Annotated in this window: 15 protein-coding genes; 11 read left to right on the forward strand and 4 right to left on the reverse strand. The window is 74.1% G+C overall.

Annotated elements, in window-relative coordinates; genetic code table 11:
* Window positions 1-3 precede the first annotated feature (3 nt).
* Entirely contained in the window at window positions 4-1545 is a 1542-nt protein-coding gene (locus tag AC0AIB_RS16245) for a M4 family metallopeptidase (protein ID WP_328338677.1), read from the reverse strand.
* Between the two features lie 443 nt (window positions 1546-1988).
* Here AC0AIB_RS16245 and AC0AIB_RS16250 point away from each other — a divergent pair, with 443 nt between their 5' ends.
* The 9 genes from AC0AIB_RS16250 to AC0AIB_RS16290 all read left to right on the forward strand — a co-directional run bounded on the left by AC0AIB_RS16250 (window position 1989) and on the right by AC0AIB_RS16290 (window position 13152).
* Window positions 1989-3749, forward strand: a complete 1761-nt coding sequence (locus AC0AIB_RS16250; RefSeq protein WP_328338678.1) for an ATP-binding protein — start codon at window positions 1989-1991, stop codon at window positions 3747-3749.
* 12 nt (window positions 3750-3761) lie between these two features.
* Window positions 3762-4910: an exonuclease SbcCD subunit D gene (locus AC0AIB_RS16255; protein ID WP_328338679.1), complete on the forward strand. Its 1149-nt coding sequence runs from the start codon at window positions 3762-3764 to the stop codon at window positions 4908-4910.
* Complete coding sequence (locus AC0AIB_RS16260; protein ID WP_328338680.1) at window positions 4910-7384, forward strand: SMC family ATPase; 2475 nt, start codon at window positions 4910-4912, stop codon at window positions 7382-7384. Before AC0AIB_RS16255 ends, AC0AIB_RS16260 begins: the two co-directional genes overlap by 1 nt.
* 120 nt (window positions 7385-7504) lie before the next feature.
* Window positions 7505-8473 carry a hypothetical protein gene (locus AC0AIB_RS16265; protein WP_328338681.1) on the forward strand — a complete coding sequence of 323 codons (969 nt, stop codon included), beginning with the start codon at window positions 7505-7507 and terminating at the stop codon, window positions 8471-8473.
* Between the two features lie 55 nt (window positions 8474-8528).
* Complete coding sequence (locus tag AC0AIB_RS16270; protein WP_328338683.1) at window positions 8529-9386, forward strand: spermidine synthase; 858 nt, start codon at window positions 8529-8531, stop codon at window positions 9384-9386.
* A gap of 82 nt (window positions 9387-9468) precedes the next feature.
* The gene (locus AC0AIB_RS16275; RefSeq protein ID WP_328338685.1) at window positions 9469-10173 is read left to right on the forward strand and encodes a sigma-70 family RNA polymerase sigma factor; all 705 of its coding nucleotides are present in this window, start codon (window positions 9469-9471) and stop codon (window positions 10171-10173) included.
* Entirely contained in the window at window positions 10170-10949 is a 780-nt protein-coding gene (locus tag AC0AIB_RS16280; RefSeq protein ID WP_465096986.1) for an anti-sigma factor family protein, read from the forward strand. The genes AC0AIB_RS16275 and AC0AIB_RS16280 overlap by 4 nt, the downstream gene beginning before the upstream one ends.
* A gap of 208 nt (window positions 10950-11157) precedes the next feature.
* A complete protein-coding gene (locus AC0AIB_RS16285; protein WP_328338688.1) occupies window positions 11158-11838 on the forward strand; it encodes a COG4315 family predicted lipoprotein in 681 nt (226 codons plus the stop codon).
* A gap of 438 nt (window positions 11839-12276) precedes the next feature.
* Window positions 12277-13152, forward strand: coding sequence for a DNA-3-methyladenine glycosylase family protein (locus AC0AIB_RS16290; RefSeq protein WP_465096987.1), 876 nt, complete (start codon window positions 12277-12279; stop codon window positions 13150-13152).
* 13 nt (window positions 13153-13165) lie between these two features.
* Here the strand turns inward: AC0AIB_RS16290 and AC0AIB_RS16295 are convergent, their stop codons facing one another.
* From AC0AIB_RS16295 to AC0AIB_RS16305, 3 genes are all read right to left on the reverse strand, one after another.
* Window positions 13166-13663 carry a DUF1990 family protein gene (locus AC0AIB_RS16295; protein ID WP_328338691.1) on the reverse strand — a complete coding sequence of 166 codons (498 nt, stop codon included), beginning with the start codon at window positions 13661-13663 and terminating at the stop codon, window positions 13166-13168.
* Between the two features lie 126 nt (window positions 13664-13789).
* On the reverse strand, window positions 13790-14212 hold the full coding sequence (locus AC0AIB_RS16300) for an SRPBCC family protein (protein WP_328338692.1): 423 nt from the start codon (window positions 14210-14212) through the stop codon (window positions 13790-13792).
* A 197-nt stretch (window positions 14213-14409) separates the two neighbouring features.
* Entirely contained in the window at window positions 14410-14619 is a 210-nt protein-coding gene (locus tag AC0AIB_RS16305; protein WP_328338694.1) for a hypothetical protein, read from the reverse strand.
* 135 nt (window positions 14620-14754) lie between these two features.
* On the opposite strand from AC0AIB_RS16305, the gene AC0AIB_RS16310 reads away from it, so the two are divergent.
* Together AC0AIB_RS16310 and AC0AIB_RS16315 are read left to right on the forward strand one after the other, a co-directional pair.
* Window positions 14755-15870: an ATP-dependent DNA ligase gene (locus AC0AIB_RS16310; protein ID WP_465096988.1), complete on the forward strand. Its 1116-nt coding sequence runs from the start codon at window positions 14755-14757 to the stop codon at window positions 15868-15870.
* Between the two features lie 29 nt (window positions 15871-15899).
* A complete protein-coding gene (locus AC0AIB_RS16315; RefSeq protein ID WP_442930834.1) occupies window positions 15900-17483 on the forward strand; it encodes an alpha/beta hydrolase in 1584 nt (527 codons plus the stop codon).
* Window positions 17484-17510 lie beyond the last annotated feature (27 nt).

Below are 17510 nucleotides of genomic sequence, written 5' to 3' on the forward strand. Positions count from 1 at the left end.
GGATCAGCTGACGCTCACGGCCGCCCAGGCGGCGGCGACCGTCTTGTACTCGGTGCTCGTGGCGCCGTACAGGTCGGTCGCGGCCGACAGGGTCGCGGTACGGGCGCCCTTGTAGTTGGTGGTGGTGGTCATGTAGCGGGTCAGCGCCCGGTACCAGATCGCCCCGGCCTTGGTGTTGCCGATGCCGGCGACGGTGCTGCCGTTGCAGGTCGTGCTGGTGCCGTACGACGAGGTGCCGCTGCCCACGGCGAGCAGGTAGAAGAAGTGGTTCGCCACGCCCGAGGAGTAGTGCACGTCCAGCCGGCCGACGGAGCTGCTCCAGCAGTCCGCCGAACTGCCGTCCTTGGAGGGCTTGTCCATGTAGCGCAGCGGCACGCCGCTGCTGCGCAGCTTCTCCCCGATCAGGTAGTCACCCGGGTCCTTGGCGCTGCCGGCGGAGAACTCGACCAGGGTGCCGAAGATGTCGCTGGTCGCCTCGTTGAGGCCGCCGGACTCGCCGCTGTAGCGCAGCCCGGCGGTGTTGCTGGTGACACCGTGGGTCATCTCGTGCCCGGCCACGTCGAGCGAGGTCAGCGGGTACCAGCCGGACCCGCCGTCGCCGTAGGTCATGCAGAAGCAGGAGTCCTGCCAGAACGCGTTGGCGTAGTTGCTGCTGTAGTGCACCCGGCTGTACGCGCCGACGCCGTCGTTGCGGATGCCGTTGCGACCGTGCGCGCTCTTGTAGTAGTCCCAGGTCTTCTGCGCGCCGAAGGCGGCGTCGGCGGCGGCGGTCTGCCGGTTGGTCAGGGTGCCGTTGCCGAACACGTTGTTGGTGCTGGTGACCAGGGTGCCGGTGCCGCTGGTGCCGCCGTTGAGGTCGTAGGTGCGGTGGTTGCCCCGGGCCGGGTCGGCGAGCTGGTAGGTGCTGCCGGAGAGGTTGCTGCCGACCGAGACCGTACCCGAGTGGTAGGTGTTGCCGGTGCCCTCGCGCTGCACCCCCTCCCACGAGTCGCGGACCGCGCCCGTGGTGGCGTCCACCAGGACGTGCAGCTCGCTCGGGGTGCCGTCGGCGTGCGTGCCGCCCACCACCACCTCGTAGGCGAGGGTGGTCGCGGTGTCGCCGGCGTCGAAGACGAGCTGGGTACCGGCGACGGAGCGACCGCCGGCGGTCGAGACGGCGGACGCGATCCGGCCGGCGGCGGCCTGGCTGACCTTGGCCTTCGGAGCGCGCTGCGGGGCACCCGCGAGGCGGTGGGTCGCACCCCGCCACGAGTCGCCCTTGCCGAGGTGGACGACCAGGTCGCCGCCGAGGACGGGCAGGCCGTCGGAGTAGCGGTTGAGCCGCACGTGCCGGGTGCCGTCGGCGTCGGTCACCACGTTGCGCGGGGTGAACGTCTGCCCGTCGGCGGCGAGTCCGGCTCCGGGGTGGGCCTTGAGCTGGGCGACGGCGCGGGCGAACGGGTCGGCGGAGCCGGCGGGAGCGGCGGTGGCCGCGGTGGGCACCGTGACGACGGTGGCCAGCAGGGCGGCCGTGGCGAGGCCGCTCATCAGGGGGGTTCGGCGCATCGGGGTTCTGCCTCCACAGGGACAGTCGGGGGGGTGCCGACTGACGGTGACCCGACGGTGGTGGACCGTGGGCCAGCCACATGTCCGCAGGTTACGGACGTGACGACCGGCATCGAAGGAAAGAAGATCCTCGATATCGGCTGTGGCTATTCTCAGCCCAACCGGCCCTCTTCTGTCACGCCTTGGCCCGAGATTTTTTCGGGGTATTTCCGTCACCCCCCGCCACCTGCCGAAACGACGTCACCCGCGGCCAACTTCTCGACCGACGGTGACGCCCCGGCCCCTGGGGGTCACCGGATCGGGGGCCGGGGCGCCGGCGGGCGGGCCCCCGACCGGCCGCCCGCCGGTGGCGTACGCCGCGTCGCGTGGCAACCTGTCGCACTCCTCGGGCAGGATGCAGGCGTGTGCCCTGACCGAGACGACCAGCTGACCGGAGCCCGCGGATGACCGACGACCGGATCGACGGCCGGATCGACAGCCCCGGCGAGCCCGTCGGCCGGGTGCTCGGCACCGCCGACGCCACCCCGTTGCAGTTCTGGACGGCCGTCTCGCCGGGCAGCTACCTCCAGCTCGACGACGTGGTGGTCACCCGCCGTGAGCTGCCCGACCGGGAACCGGTCACCATCGCCGGGGTGGTCACCCAGGTCCGGGCCCGGCACGAGGGCGCCCAGTTCGAGTCGGACGTCTTCGCCATCGCCGACGGCACCCTCCCCGCCCAGGTGCAGGAGGCCGCCGAGATCACCACCACCCGGGTCGACCCCGAGCTGTACGTGCCGCCCGCGCCGGGCGCGACGGTTTACCGGGCCGAGGGCGACGCCCGGGCCCGCGCCCTGCACTTCGACCGGATGGAGCGGCGGATCCCGATGGGGATGGGCCGCGACGGTGTCCCCGTCTACCTCAACGCCGACTTCCTCGACGGCAGCCGGGGGGCGCACGTCTCCATCTCCGGCATCTCCGGGGTGGCCACCAAGACCAGCTTCGCCACCTTCCTGCTCTACTCGGTCTTCCGCTCCGGGGTGCTGGGCGGCGACGCGGTCAACGCCAAGGCGCTGATCTTCAACGTCAAGGGCGAGGACCTGCTCTTCCTCGACCACCCCAACGCCCGCCTCGACGATCCCACCCGGGCCGCGTACGCCAAGTTGGGGCTGGCCGCCGGCGCCTTCCCCGACGTGCGGGTGTACGCCCCGCCCCGGGTCGGTGACGCCGCCGGCACCCCGGACGTGAGCAGCCGGCTCACCGGTGTGGACGCCTTCTACTGGACGCTCAGCGAGTTCTGCGCCGACCGGCTCCTGCCGTACGTCTTCGCCGACGCCGACGACGAACGCCAGCAGTACACGATGGTGGTCCACTCGGTCACCGCCCACCTGGCCCGCTACGCCCAGCCCGCCGACGGCGGGGTCAGCGTCGACGGGGTGCGGCTCGGCTCCTACGCCGACCTGGTCGACCACGTCGTCGAGCAGCTCAACGACGACGAGACCCGCGGCGACTGGGCGGGCAGCGCGGTCGGCCTGGGCACCGTCAACGCCTTCGCCCGCCGGCTGATCGGCAGCAAGAAGGACCTGGGCCGGCTGATCCGGGGCGACCTGGCCACCCGCCGCCCGCACGCGATCAACACCGCCGAGAGCGCCCAGGTCACCGTGGTCGACCTGCACAACCTCCCGGACCGCGCGCAGCGCTTCGTGGTCGGCGTGACGCTGCGCGGCGAGTTCGAGCGCAAGGAGAAGGCCGGCACCGCCAAGCCGCTGCTCTTCGTCGTCCTCGACGAGCTGAACAAGTACGCCCCGCGCGAGGGCTCCTCCCCGATCAAGGAGGTGCTGCTCGACATCGCCGAGCGGGGCCGCTCGCTCGGGGTGATCCTGGTCGGCGCGCAGCAGACGGCGAGCGAGGTGGAGCGGCGGATCGTCACCAACTCGGCGATCCGGGTGGTGGGCCGGCTCGACCCGGCCGAGGCGTCCCGCCCGGAGTACGGCTTCCTCCCGCCGGCCCAGCGGCAACGCGCCCTGCTGGCCAAGCCGGGCACGATGTTCGTCAACCAGCCGGACATCCCGGTCCCGCTCTGCCTGGAGTTCCCCTTCCCGGCCTGGGCGACCCGGGTCTCCGAAGCCGGCCGGGCCCCGTCGGAGACGCTGCGTTCGATCACCGGCTCGATCGACCCGTTCGCCGTGGTCGGCTCGGGCGGTGCCGACGACGACATCCCGTTCTAGGGGGCTGCAGCCATGAAGATCCTGCACACCTCCGACTGGCACGTCGGCAAGGTGCTCAAGGGACAGTCCCGGGCCGAGGAGCACAAGCAGGTACTGGCCGGGGTGATCGAGATCGCTAACGACGAGCGCCCCGACCTGGTCATCGTCGCCGGTGACCTGTACGACACGGCCGCACCCGGCCCGGAGGCGACCCGGCTGGTCACCCGGGCGTTGACCGCGCTGCGCCGGACCGGGGCCGACGTGGTGGCGATCGGCGGCAACCACGACAACGGCCAGGCCCTCGACGCGCTGCGCCCCTGGGCGGAGGCGGCCGGCATCACCCTGCGCGGCGGGGTCCGGGAAAATCCCGCCGAGCACGTCATCGACGGCGTCACCGCCGACGGCGAGCGCTGGCAGCTCGCCGCGCTGCCCTTCCTCTCCCAGCGGTACGCCGTCCGCGCGGTGGAGATGTACGACCTGACCGCCGCCGAGGCCACCCAGACGTACGCCGACCACCTCGGCCGGGTGCTGGCGAAGCTGACCGAGGGCTTCGGCGAGCCGGACCGGGTGCACCTGGTCACCGCCCACCTCACAGTGGTCGGGGCGACCACCGGTGGCGGCGAGCGGGACGCGCACACCGTGCTCGGCTACGCGGTGCCGGCGTCGGTCTTCCCGGGAACCGCGCACTACGTGGCCCTGGGGCACCTGCACCGGTCGCAGCGGGTGATCGGGCCGTGCCCGGTCCGCTACAGCGGCAGCCCGCTCGCTGTCGACTTCGGTGAGCAGGAGAACGTCTGCTCGGTGACGCTGGTCGAGGTGGGCGCGCACTCCGCCGCCCGGATCCGGGAGGTGCCGGTGGCGGCGGCGGTGCCGCTGCGCACGGTACGCGGCACCCTCGCCCAGCTCGCCGAGGCGTCCCCGCCGGAGGGCTGGCTGCGGGTGTTCGTCCGCGAGCAGCCCCGGGCCGGCCTGCGTGAGGAGGTGCAGGAGCTGTTCCCCCGCGCGTTGGAGATCCGGATCGACCCGGAGCTGTTGCCCACGCCGGGCAGCGGCACCCGGGTCGCCCAGCGGGCCGGCCGCTCCCCCCGCGAGCTGTTCGCCGACTACCTGGGCAGCCGGGGCCACGACGACGACGGGGTCCGGGACCTCTTCGACGAGCTGCTGGAGGAGGTGGACCGCTGATGCGACCGATGCGGCTGGACCTGGCCGGTTTCACCGTCTTCCGCGACGAGACCACTGTCGACTTCACCGACGCGGACTTCTTCGCCCTGGTCGGGCCGACCGGTTCGGGCAAGTCGACGGTGCTGGACGCGATCTGCTTCGTCCTCTACGGCTCGGTGCCGCGCTGGGGTGGCGCCCGGGGGTTGGCCAACGCGCTCGCCCCGTCGGCGGTGGAGGCCCGGGTCCGGTTGGTCTTCGAGTCGGCCGGCGACCGCTATGTGGCGACCCGGGTGGTCCGCCGGGACGGCCGGGGCACCGTCAAGACCGCCAACGCCGGGTTGCAGCTGATGCCGCCCGGGTTCGACATCACCAAGCTCGACACCGGGCTCAGCCCGGAGGATCTGGGCGAGGTGGTGGCGGGCACCCCGGCCGAGATGGAACAGGCCGTGCTGGACGCGGTCGGGCTGCCGTACGAGCAGTTCACCTCCTGCGTGGTGCTGCCGCAGGGGCAGTTCGCCGACTTCCTGCACGCCAAGCCGGCCACCCGGCAGCAGATCCTGGTCAACCTGCTCGGCCTCGGCGTCTACGAGAACGTGCAGAAGCGGGCCACCGAACGCGCAGGGCAGGCCGAGGCGAAGTTGGAGGCGGTCGCCCGGGTGCTCGGCGGGCTGACCGACGTCGACGACGAGACGTTTGCCAACGCCACCGCCCAGGTCGAGCGGATCCGTGAGCTGTCCGGGGCGGTCGCGGTGGCCGTACCGGAGCGGGAGCGGGCACGGGCGGCGGCGCGCGAGGCCACCGCGGCGCTGGCCGCGCTCGACGCCGATCTGGCCGGGCTGGCCGGGGTGCGCGCCCCGGCCGGGGTGGCCGAGGTGGCCCGCGCGGTGAGCACCGCACGGGAGGCGGTCGACGGGGCGGCCCGCACGGTGGCGCTGGCCGAGGAGCGGGAGGAGAAGCTGCGCGGCGAGTTGGCCGGCGCAGGCGACGAGAGCGCCCTGCGGCTGCTGCTGCGGGCGTACGCCGACGCGGAGCGGTTGACAGGCGAGGCGGACACCGTCCGGACGGCGCTGGACGCGGCGCGGGCCGCGCACGACGCGGCGGTCGCGGCGCTCGACGTCGCCCGGGAGGCCGCGGCGCGGGCCGAGGCCGAGCTGGAGGCGGCGTTCCGGGCGCACGAGGAGGCCAAGGCCACCGACCAGGCGGTCGCGTTGCGGGCGCACCTGGTCGACGGCGCGACCTGCCCGGTCTGCGCGCAGTCGGTGCCCCGGGTGCCGGCGATGCCGGCCGGCTCGGCGGTGGCCGCGGCGACCGCCGCCGGCAAGGCGGCGCGGGCGGCCAGCAAGGCCGCGCAGGCGCTTGTCGAGGAGCGGGACGCGGCGGCCCGGGAGCGGGACCGGACGCTGGTCCGGCTGCGGGCCCAGCACGACCAACTGCACGGCCGGTTGACCGAGTTGGCCGGGCAGCTCGCCGGGGCGGCCACCCCGGCGGCGCTGCGCGACCAGCTCGCCGAGCACGCCCGGCTGCGGCAGGCGCTGGACGAGGCGGCGGCGGGGGTACGGACCGGCCGGGACGCCGCCCGGCGGGCCCGGGGGGCTGCCGACACCGCCGAGGAGCGGCTACGGGCCGCCTGGCGGGACTTCGACGGCACCCGGGACGGCCTGGCCCGGTTCGGTCCACCGGCCGCCGACCGGGACGACGTGGCCGCCGCCTGGGCGACCCTGGTCGACTGGGCCGGCGCGCAGGCCAGAAAGCGACGGGTCGACCGGGACGGGCTGGTGGCCTCGGTGAGCGAGGCTCAGTCGGCCGCCGAGGCGGTCGAGGAACGGATCGACGGCCTGCTCACCGCCGCCGGGTTGCGCCCCGCCGACGACCCGGCGCAGGCGGTGGCGGTGGCCACCGAGCGGGCCGAGGCCGACCTGCGGCGGATCACCGAGCGCCGGGCGCAAGCCCTCCAGCTGCGGGAACAACGTGCCGAGCACGAGCGGCAGGCGCGCACGGCGCGGGCGCTGGCCGGGCACCTGCGGGCCAACAACTTCGAGCGTTGGCTGTTGGCCGAGGCGCTGGACCTGCTGGTCGACGGGGCCTCCCGGATCCTGCGGGAGCTGTCCCAGGGGCAGTACGACCTGGTCCACGACAAGGGCGAGTTCTTCGTGGTCGACCACCACGACGCGGGGCTGCGCCGGGGGGTACGGACGCTCTCCGGCGGGGAGACGTTCCAGGCGTCGCTGGCCCTGGCGTTGGCGCTGTCCGAGCAGCTCGCCGGGATGTCCACCACGGCGGCCAGCCTGGAGTCGATCGTGCTGGACGAGGGGTTCGGCACCCTCGACGCGGCCACCCTGGACATCGTCGCCGCGACCCTGGAGAGCCTGGCGGCCCGGGGTGACCGGATGGTCGGCGTGGTCACCCACGTGCCGGCGCTGGCCGAGCGGATCCCGGTGCGTTTCGAGGTCCGCAAGGACGCCCGCACCGCCCACGTCGAACGGACCGGCCGGTGAGCGCGAGGAGCGCAGCGCAGCGGAGCCCCGCAGTCGCGAACGAAAGGTCAGACCCGTGAGCGCGAGGAGCGCAGCGCAGCGGAGCCCCGCAGTCGCGAAGCCGGGGCGGGGGGCGGTGACGTGACCGGGCCGCAGCTCTTCGTGGACGCCTGGGATCCGTCCTACGGGGCGTCTTTCGAGGCGACCCCGGGCGGACCGGCCACGCCGAGCAGCGCCCAGGTCGACGCCGACGTGGAGCTACCGGCGGTGGACTGGCGGGCGATCGGCCCCCGTCTCGGGGTGGCCGCCCCGGCCGTGGTGCTGCTCGTCGACGGGGTACGTCGGATCGACGCCAGCGTGTGGACGGCCGAGGAGGACGGTGCCTCGTACCCGGGGATCGCCGCCTCGTACGCGGCCGGGGTGGTCCGCTGTGACCTGGAGCGCGGCGCGGCGGAGCTGGCCGGGGCCCGGGTGGGGCGGGGTCTGTTCACCGCCAGCCCGTCGGCGCAGGAGGTGACCTGCGGGCAGGTGCGCTACCCGGTGCACCGGGTCGGCGGGACCGGGGAGCTGAGCAAGCTGCCGGCGGCCGTGCAGGCCCCGTTGACCGCCTTGGAGGTGGCCGTCTCCGACGCCGTACGCACCGACGGGGACCTGCTGGTGGTGGACGGTCCGCTGCGCGCCCGCCGGCAGTTGCCACGCACCCTGGGTTACATCAAGACCCAGCACAGCCAGTACCTCGACGCCCGGCTCACCGCCGTGGTCACCGGGCTGGGCTCCGGGCAGCGGTCCCCGGTGTTCCGGCTCGGTACCGCCTGGGGTGGCTGGTCGTGGTATCTACGGCTGCCGGTGACGGTGGGTTCGCCGTGGGCCGGCATCGTCCGGTTGGAGTGCTCACCCGACCTCGCACCGCAGGACGCGATCGCGTTGGCCGACCTGTCGCTGGTCACCCTGCCCCGGTTCGCCTCCTCGCCGTACAAGGACCCGCGCGCACCGCAGAACCTGGTGCCGATCGCCGGGCTGGAACGGCGGCTGCGCGGGTTGCTGGGCGACGCACGGCTGCTGCACCGGGCGCTGACCATGGCCACCCGGAGCAGCGGGGCAGGCCGCTGATGGGCCACGATCGTGCGGGGTGCCGGACGGGCCTCGGTCACAAGGGGTGCCGCTGATGGGCCGCCGTCGGGGCGACGACCGGATCGTCGTGCCGGTCGACACGGGAAGGGCCGAGCTGGTGCCGGATCCCGACCGACCGCGCTCGTGGACGCTGCTGCTCGACGACGCCCCGCAGTCGCACGTGGACCTGGCCGAACCGACGCACCTGGAGTTCGAGTACGTCCGGCGACTCGGTGCGGCGCTGGACCTGATCGCCCCGCCGGGCACCGCGCTGAGGGTGCTGCACCTGGGCGGCGGCGCGCTGACCCTGCCCCGGTACGTCCAGGCCACCCGGCCGGGGTCGACGCAGCGGGTGGCCGAGGTGGACGGCGCACTTGTCGAGCTGGTCCGTCGGGAGCTGCCCTGGCCTGCCGACCCCCGGCTGAAGGTACGGGTCGCCGACGCCCGGGCCACCCTGGAGTCCAGCCGCGACGCGTCGTACGACGTGGTGGTGGCCGACGTCTTCGCCGGTGCGCGTACCCCGGCCCACCTGACCAGCGCGGAGTACGCCGGGCAGGTGGCCCGGGTGCTCGCCCCCGGCGGCTGGTACCTGGCCAACCTGGCCGACGGTCCGCCGTTGCGACACACCCGCGCCCAGGTGGCCACGGTCCGGTCGGTGCTGCCCCGGGCCGCCCTGGTCGGCGACGCGGCCGTGCTGCGCGGGCGGCGGCACGGCAATCTGGTGCTGGTGGCGGGGCGGGTCGAGCCGCCGGTGCCGGAGCTGACCCGGCGCGCGGCCGGGGACTGGTTCCCGGGTCGGGTGCTGGCCGGCGACGAGTTGGACCGGTTCGCGGCCGGTGCCGCGGTGGTCACCGACGCGGACGCCACGGACTCGATTCCGCCCCCGCCCGGAATTTTTTCGGTCCGCCGTTGATCCGCAGCGAGGAGCCGTCCGTATCACCGGTCGGCGCCCTCCCCGTGGGCCCGCTGATGTCGGTGGACAGCAGGAGGTCTGGATGAGTGCGGTCGCGGCCGGCTTGCACGGTGAACTGGCCAGGCCAGGGTGGATGTTCGCCCGGGCCCAGCCGCAGTCCCGTGCCTCGAGGTCAAGCCGAGGGGTCGACGCCGGTCCCGCCGATCGCCAGAATGGCCCGGTGACTCCGCGATCGGCACCCGGGCGGCACCAGGCCCCGGCGGCGACGCCGGAGGCGAGCCACTCCGACCAGCTGGTCCGGCTGCTCTACGCCGAGCACGCCGGTCCGCTGCTGATGTTCGTGATGCGGTTGACCGGTGGTGACCGGCAGCGCGCCGAGGACATCGTCCAGGAGACGCTGCTGCGGGCCTGGCGCAACGCGCACCGGCTGGGCGTGCAGGGTCAGGGCTCGTTGCGGCCCTGGCTGGTCACGGTGGCCCGGCGGATCGCCATCGACGAGCACCGCAGCGAGCAGGCCCGCCCGCCGGAGACGTACGACCGGGATCTGACGGCGTTCGCCGAGGCGGACAGCACCGACCGGGTGCTGCGCACGATGACGGTGGCGGACGCCCTGCGGACGTTGAGCCAGTCGCACCGGGAGATCCTGGTGGCGACGTACTTCCGCGGCCGGACGGTGCCGGAGGCGGCCGAGGAGCTGGGCCTGCCGCTGGGCACCGCCAAGTCGCGGGTCTACTACGCGCTGCGCGCGCTGCGCACAGCCCTACAGGAGAGGGGGGTGACGGAATGAGCCGGGCCGACCACATGGATGTCGCCGCGTACGCGCTCGGCGTCCTGGACGTGCAGGACACCGAACGGTTCGAGGAGCACCTCGCGACCTGCTGGGCCTGTGCCGCCGAGTTGGAGACGATGGTCCCGGTGGTGGGGCTGCTCTCGGACATCGACGGCGAGACGATGATGGCGATGGAGCAGACCGCGACGGATCCGGCGCTGTTGGACCGTACCCTGGTCGCGGTCCGGACCCACCGGCGCAAGGCGCGGTTCCGGCAGGTGCTGTCGATGGCCGCCGCGGTGGTGGCGGTCGGCGCGCTCAGCGGCATCGGGGTGGCCACCTTCGGCGGTACGGGCGGCGACGGCCCGGTGATCGCCGAGCCGAGCCGGACCGCGCAGGTGGACGGGCCGGCGAGCCCGCAACCGACCCGGTCGGGGCCGGCGGTGGGCGGCACCGAGATCGAGGGCGACCAGTTCGACGCCACCGACGGCAGCACCGGGGTGAAGGCCACCATGTGGCTGGACAGCAAGGAGTACGGCACCTGGATCGGGTTCAACCTGACCCGGCTGCCCGGCCCGCGCACCTGCCGGCTGGTGGTGATCCGCAAGAACGACACCACCGAGGTGATCTCGACCTGGTCGGTGCCGGGGACCGGTTACGGCACCACCGCCAACCCGCAGGATCTCCAGTTGGAGGCGTCCACCTCGGCGCCCCGGGGTGAGATCGTGAAGTTGCAGGTGCAGTCGGTGGACGCCAGCGGGGTGGCGAGCCCGCTGGTCACCGTCGTCCCCTGAGACAACAACCGCCGAAACGGCGTCGGCCCGGGTCCGGGCCGACGCCGTTTCGGCTTTTCCGGCTCGGAGTGTGCCTCTGCTGACGCACACGTAGGGCGGACCGGAACAGTTCAACGATCCATATGTGAAATGCCCCACTGTCGATCGTTCAACCTTGACAGTGGACGCTCCGTACTACTCGGTGAACTGCCAAGAATGAGGAGGGCACGTGGCAAAGATCAAGCGGACGACCGTCATCGTCGCGAGCGCGGTGGTCGCACTTACGGCCTGCGCCCCCGCAGGTTACGACGGAGCGAACTCCAGCGCCGCCGAGCCGGTCGCCGTCGCCGCGGCCGAGCCCACCGCGGCGGTCGAGCCGGAGGCCTCGGCGTCTCCCGGTGCGCCAGGCGCCTCCGGCGCGCCCGCCGCCGACCAGGCGCCGCCGCCGGCAAACGTCCAGTTGACCGACCAGCTCGTCGGCAAGAAGATCGCCCGGATGGGCAACGTGGTGGTGGACCAGGAGGGATTCATCCTCTACCGCTTCGACAAGGACTCCGACGACCCGCCGTCGTCGAACTGCGTCGACAAGTGCGCGCAGGTCTGGCCGCCCGCGCTGACCGACGGCAACCCGCAGTTGCAGGGCGTCTCCGACGACAAGGTCGGCACCGTCACCCGACAGGACGGCACCCGCCAGATCACCATCGGTGGTTGGCCTGTCTACCGCTACATCGGCGACAAGAAGGCCGGCCAGTGGAAGGGCCAGGGCGTCGGTGGCACCTGGTTCGTGGTGGACCCGAACGGCAAGAAGAACCTGACCTGCCTGCCGACCGGCACCCCGAAGGCGGTCGCCCCGCCGGCGGCCGGTGACTCGGGCGGTTCGAGCAGCGGCGGCGGGGACTACACCTACTGATCCAAGCGTCAGCCGGGACACGGTGGCCGGTCGCAGCCGGGGAGGGCGCGGCCGGCCACCGTCACGGTTGCGGACCGTCGACGTACCGGCAGCGTCGTACGGTCCCGGTCGCGACGCCGGCCCCCCACCGGGCCGGCGTCGCGGTACCACCCGCCGGACCCTCCCCCACCAACCCCCGGAGCGGACGAGGGCGGTGCCGCGCCACACGCCAGCAGGCGCGGTACCGAAGGTCCCCCCAACCCCGCACCCACGGCCGCTCGGGCGGCCGGTCCGCTCCGGGATGGAGACACCGCCGACGTGTAAGAGCGTCGGCGGTGTCGTCCATTTCCACCCGGGTTCTGCGCCCGTCGCCGCTTCCGGGGCGGCACCCAGACCGACCGGGCAGGGCGCACGCCGGCCGGGCGGGGATCCCGCCGGGAAGCATGGCAGAGTGGCGGGGTGACCTGGGACGAGCCGGCGGCACGCCGGGTGCTGCGACCGTCGGCCGACTACCGGCTCAGCGCCTCGGTCCGGGCGCTCACCTTCAGCCCGTACGACCCGTGTGCGCGGATCGCCGCCGGCACCTTCTGGTGGGCCACCCGCACCCCCGCCGGACCGGCCACCCTCACCCTGCGCCCCGAGGGCGGCGACCTGATCGCCGAGGGCCACGGGCCGGGCGCCGACCTGACCGGGTTCGCCGAGTTGGCTGCCGCGCATCCGCTGGTGGCCGAGCTGGCCGCCCGGCACCGGGGACTGCGGATGCCCGCCACCGGGCAGCTCTTCCCCCGGGTGCTCCGGGCCGTCTTCGAACAGAAGGTGACCGGCAAGGAGGCGTACCGGGCGTACGCGGCGACCGTGCGGCACTTCGCCGAGCCCGCCCCCGGGCCGTTCCAGCCGCTGCTGCTACCGCCCGACGCGGCCACCGTGGCGGCGACGCCGTACTGGGTGTTCCACCGGTTCGGGGTGGAGCAGCGCCGGGCCGACACGCTACGCCGGGCCGCCGCGCTGGCCGACCGGCTGGAACGCTGCGCCGACAGCGCCGAGGCGACCCGGCGGCTCACCGCGATCCCCGGCATCGGCCCGTGGACCGCCGCCGAGGTGGTCCGGATCGGGTACGGCGACCCGGACGCGGTGAGCGTCGGCGACTACCACCTGCCGAACACTGTGGCCTGGGCGCTCGCCGGTGAGGCGCGCGGCGACGACGCCAGGATGCTCGACCTGCTCGCCCCGTTCCGGGGGCACCGGGGGCGGGTCTGCCTGCTGCTGGCCGCCGCCGGCATCCGGGCGCCCCGGTTCGGCCCCCGGATGCCGATCCGCTCCTTCGCCCGCTTCTGAATCGGGTGGACGCCTACCGGCAGAGCCGACGGAGGGTGTGGGCCAGCCAGCGGGCGTACCCGTGCTGGACGGCACGACCGGCGGGCCCGGCGGCGGTCATGAACCAGCGGTCCGGCCGGCTGAACGCGGTCACCTCGAAGCTGACCCCGCCCTCGGCGTCACAGCGGACCAGGAACGCCTCCTCGCCGCGTTCCGGATGGCCAGGCAGGGTGCCGTAGCCGAAGCCGGCCTCCCGGTCGCTCTCGACCACCCAGACCACCTCGCACGGCCCCCACACCCGCAGCGGACCCACCCCGAGCCCGGGGGTGACCCGCACGCCGGGCGCGGCGCGCAGCGCGTCGGTGCGTATCCGCACCCCGGCTGCCCGGTGCAGCCGCCAGCTCAACACGGCCTCGGCGGCGACCAGGAACCTGCCGGGCGGCAGCCGGAAGGTGTGCCGCAGGTGGTGGTAGCCCGCCGGCAGCGGCCCGCGTCGGGTCGCCCCCACCTCGGGGTACGTCAACTCGGACATCCCACCTCCCTGGGTCCACTCCCAGCCTAGGACCGACGGCCTCGACCGGCGACCCCGCCGACCGCCGCATCGGCCGGACGTGCTGCCCGCCGGCCGCGCCCACCGTCAGCTCTGTTGACCGGTGGCTCAGGCGGGCGCGCAGCGCCGGCGGAGCCCGTCGGCCTCCAGCCGCAGGTAGCGGCGCACCAGCCGACCACCGAGCCAGCCGGTCGGCCGGGCGAGCGGGCCGGTCAGCACCAGCACCAACTCCACCCGGACCCGACCGTCGGGCAACGGCACGATCCGGTGCTCACCCCGGCTGCGTACCCCGGGGGTGGTGGACTCCCAGACGAAGCAGCGGGGCGGGTCGAACTCGGTGACCCGCCAGTACGTCGGACGCAGCCGGGGCTGCTCCAGCCGGGCGGTCGCGCCGAGCACCAGCGGCCCGGCCTCACCCCGGCGGGCGCTGCGGACCGAGGCGGTCCACTCCGGCCAGCGTTCGACGTCGGTCTGCACCGCCCAGACCGTGTCGATGTCCGCGTCGATCTCGGTCGTCGTCTCGAACCGCATACCGCCTCCGTGGTTCCGCCGGGCACCCGCCGCACCCGTCCCGGTCACGACGAGGCTGCCGCAGCGATCGTGACCGGTCCACCCTCCGGTCGTCGTCCCGACGGCGACGCGCGCCGTCGCGGCACCCCGCCCCGGCATCCGCGCGCACCGGCGGTGCGGGCGCCCCCGCGGCCCCGCCGGGGCGGGGTGGGCGGGGTTCAGGCGGATTCGCGCAGGTCGGCCAGGTCGAGCGGGGTGTGCCGGCGGAGCAGCTCCACCAGCTCGGCGACCGTGCCCGCCTCGCCGAGCACGTTCTTGCCGCCGCCGAAGCGGGCCGGGTAGCGGTGCACCAGCCGGTACCGTTGCCGGCCCCGGACCAGCTCGACGCTGACCCGCCAGCGCCCGCAGCAACCACACCGCCACTCCACCCGGCGACGGTAGCTCTGAGCTGCGCAGACACCGTCCGCAGCCGAGGGACGAGGGGGTACGGACGGGACACGCCGGACCGGCACCGACGGTGATCCGCCTCACCACTGTCGGTGGCGTCTGGTTGACTGGTCGCCGTGGACCTGCCGATCAACCCGCCGGTCGAGCCGATGCTCGCCAAGAGCGTGGCCCGCCTCCCCACCGACCCCGGCCTGACATACGAGCCCAAGTGGGACGGCTTCCGCTGCATCGTGTTCCGCGACGGCGACGAGGTCGAGCTGGCCAGCCGGGGCGGCAAGTCGATGACCCGCTACTTCCCCGAGGTGGTGGCGCAGGTCCGGGCGCAGCTGCCCGAGCGGTGCGCGGTCGACGGCGAGTTGATCGTGATCCGGCGCGACGGGCCGGCCGGTCAGCCCCGGCTCGACTTCGAGCAGCTCGCCCAGCGGATCCACCCGGCCGCCTCCCGGGTCGCCATGCTCGCCGAGACGACCCCTGCCGACTTCGTCGCCTTCGACCTGCTCGCCCTCGACGACGAGCTGCTCGTCGACCAGCCCTACCCGGCCCGCCGGGAACGCCTGGTGCGGGCGCTGGCCGGGGTCCGGCCGCCGGTGCACGTCACCCAGGTCACCACCGACGCCGAGACCGCCCGGCGCTGGTTCGAGGTGTTCGAGGGCGCCGGGCTGGACGGTCTGATCGTCAAGCCGGCCGACCTGACCTACCAGCCGGGCAAGCGGCTGATGACCAAGGTCAAGCACGCCCGTACCGCCGACGTGGTGGTGGCCGGGTTCCGCTGGCACAAGTCCGGGCCGGTGGTCGGTTCGCTGCTGCTCGGCCTCTACGACGACGCCGGGGTGCTGCACCACGTCGGGGTGAGCGCCTCGTTCACCATGGCCCGCCGGCAGGAGCTGCTCGACGAGCTGGCCCCCTACCGGGAGGGCGGCGACGAGCACCCGTGGGTGCACGGCGACCACGAGCGCGGCCAGCGCATCCCCGGCGGGGTCAGCCGCTGGACGGGCGGCAAGAACCTCGACTGGGTGCCGCTGCGGCCCGAGCTGGTGATGGAGGTCGGCTACGACGCGATGGAGGGCGACCGGTTCCGGCACACCGCCCGCTTCGTCCGCTGGCGGCCCGACCGGGATCCCCGCTCCTGCCGGTACGACCAGCTCGACCGCCCGGTGCGGTTCGACGTCGACCAGGTGCTCCGGGGTGATCCGGCGGTCACCGTGCCGCCGGAGGCGACCACCCCGGCGTAGCCTGGCTGCCACACGATCATGGAGGCTCGCTGGTGACCCGCACTGCCCACCGGATCCGTCGGGTCCGGCTCACCCTGGCCGGGTTGGTCGCGGGCGCACTGCTCGCCACCGGATGCACGCTGCCGGCGTTCGCTCCGCGTGCCGAGGACTCGGCGGCCTCGACACCCGGCAACGCCCCCACCTGGCGGGCCTGCCCCGAGGTGGCCGACGAGTTGGTCGGCCGGGGCGCTCCGGGCATGCGTTACGAGTGCGCCCGGATCGCGGTGCCCCGCAACTGGGGCACCGGGACGGGGGCGACCGCCGGGCCGGGCAGCGGCGAGACCTTCGAGATCGCGCTGCTGCGGGCCCGGTCGTCGAAGCAGCGGGATCGGATCGGTTCCCTGGTGATCAACCCGGGCGGGCCGGGCGGGTCCGGCGTGGACACCGCCGTCTACCTGTCGTTCGGGCCGTCGTTCGGCGGGCTGCCCACCACGATCACCGACCGGTTCGACATCGTCGGCTTCGACCCGCGCGGGGTGTCCCGGTCCAGCCCGGTGAAGTGCATCTCCGACGCCGACCTGGACGCCAGCTTCGGCTACGACCCCGATCCGCGCAGCCAGCAGTCGTTCGACGGTTACCAGGCGCTCAACCGGCGGATCGGCCGGGACTGCGGCGACCGGTACGGCGACCAGCTCCCGCTCTACGGCACCGAGCAGGCCGCCCGGGACATGGACGCGGTCCGGGCCGCCGTCGGTGACGACAAGCTCACCTACCTCGGCTACTCCTACGGCACCCTGCTCGGCGCGACCTACGCCCAGCTCTATCCGCAGCGGGTCCGGGCGCTTGTGCTCGACGGCGCGGTCGACCCGCAGCAGCAGCTGGTGGCCGGTTCGGAGAGCCAGGCCCGGGGCTTCGAGCGGGCGTTCGACAACTTCGACCGCTGGTGCGCGGCGAACGCCGGCCGCTGCCCGATCGCCCCGGACGCCCGGGGCGCGGTGACCTCGGCGATCGACAAGGCGAAGGTCTCCCCAGTACGCGGAGCCGCCGGGCGGGAGGCGACCTCGGGCTGGGTCTTCTACGCGGTGATCTCCTCGCTCTACACCGAGTCGGGCTGGGAGGAGTTGGCCCGCGCGATCGACCGGCTCGACGACGGCAACCCGGCCGACGTGTTCAAGCTCGCCGACGCGTACGCCGGGCGGGGCGAGGACGGGCACTACTCCAACCTCTTCGACGCCAACCTGGCGGTCAACTGCGCCGACGAGACCGAGAAGCCCACCGTCGCGCAGATCCGCGACCTGCAGTCCCAGTGGCGGCAGAAGTACCCACTCTTCGGCCCGGCCCTGGCGGTGGGAATGTTCGGCTGCGTCGAGTGGCCGGGCGGGCGGGACCCGTACCCGACCGGCCGGGCCGACGGGGCACCGCCGATCGTGGTGGTCGGCACCACCGGCGACCCGGCCACCCCGTACGAGCAGACCGCCCGGTTGGCCGCGATGCTGGGGGTCGGTCGGGTGCTCACCTGGGAGGGCGAGGGGCACACCGCCTATCCGCAGACGAGCTGCATCACCCAGGCCGTGGACGCGTACCTGGTCTCGCTCACCGTCCCCCGGGAGGGGCTGCGCTGCCCCGCCCGCTGACCGGCGCCCGGCCGAGTGTCCGGCCCG

The sequence above is a fragment of the Micromonospora sp. DSM 43699 genome, assembly GCF_055517075.1.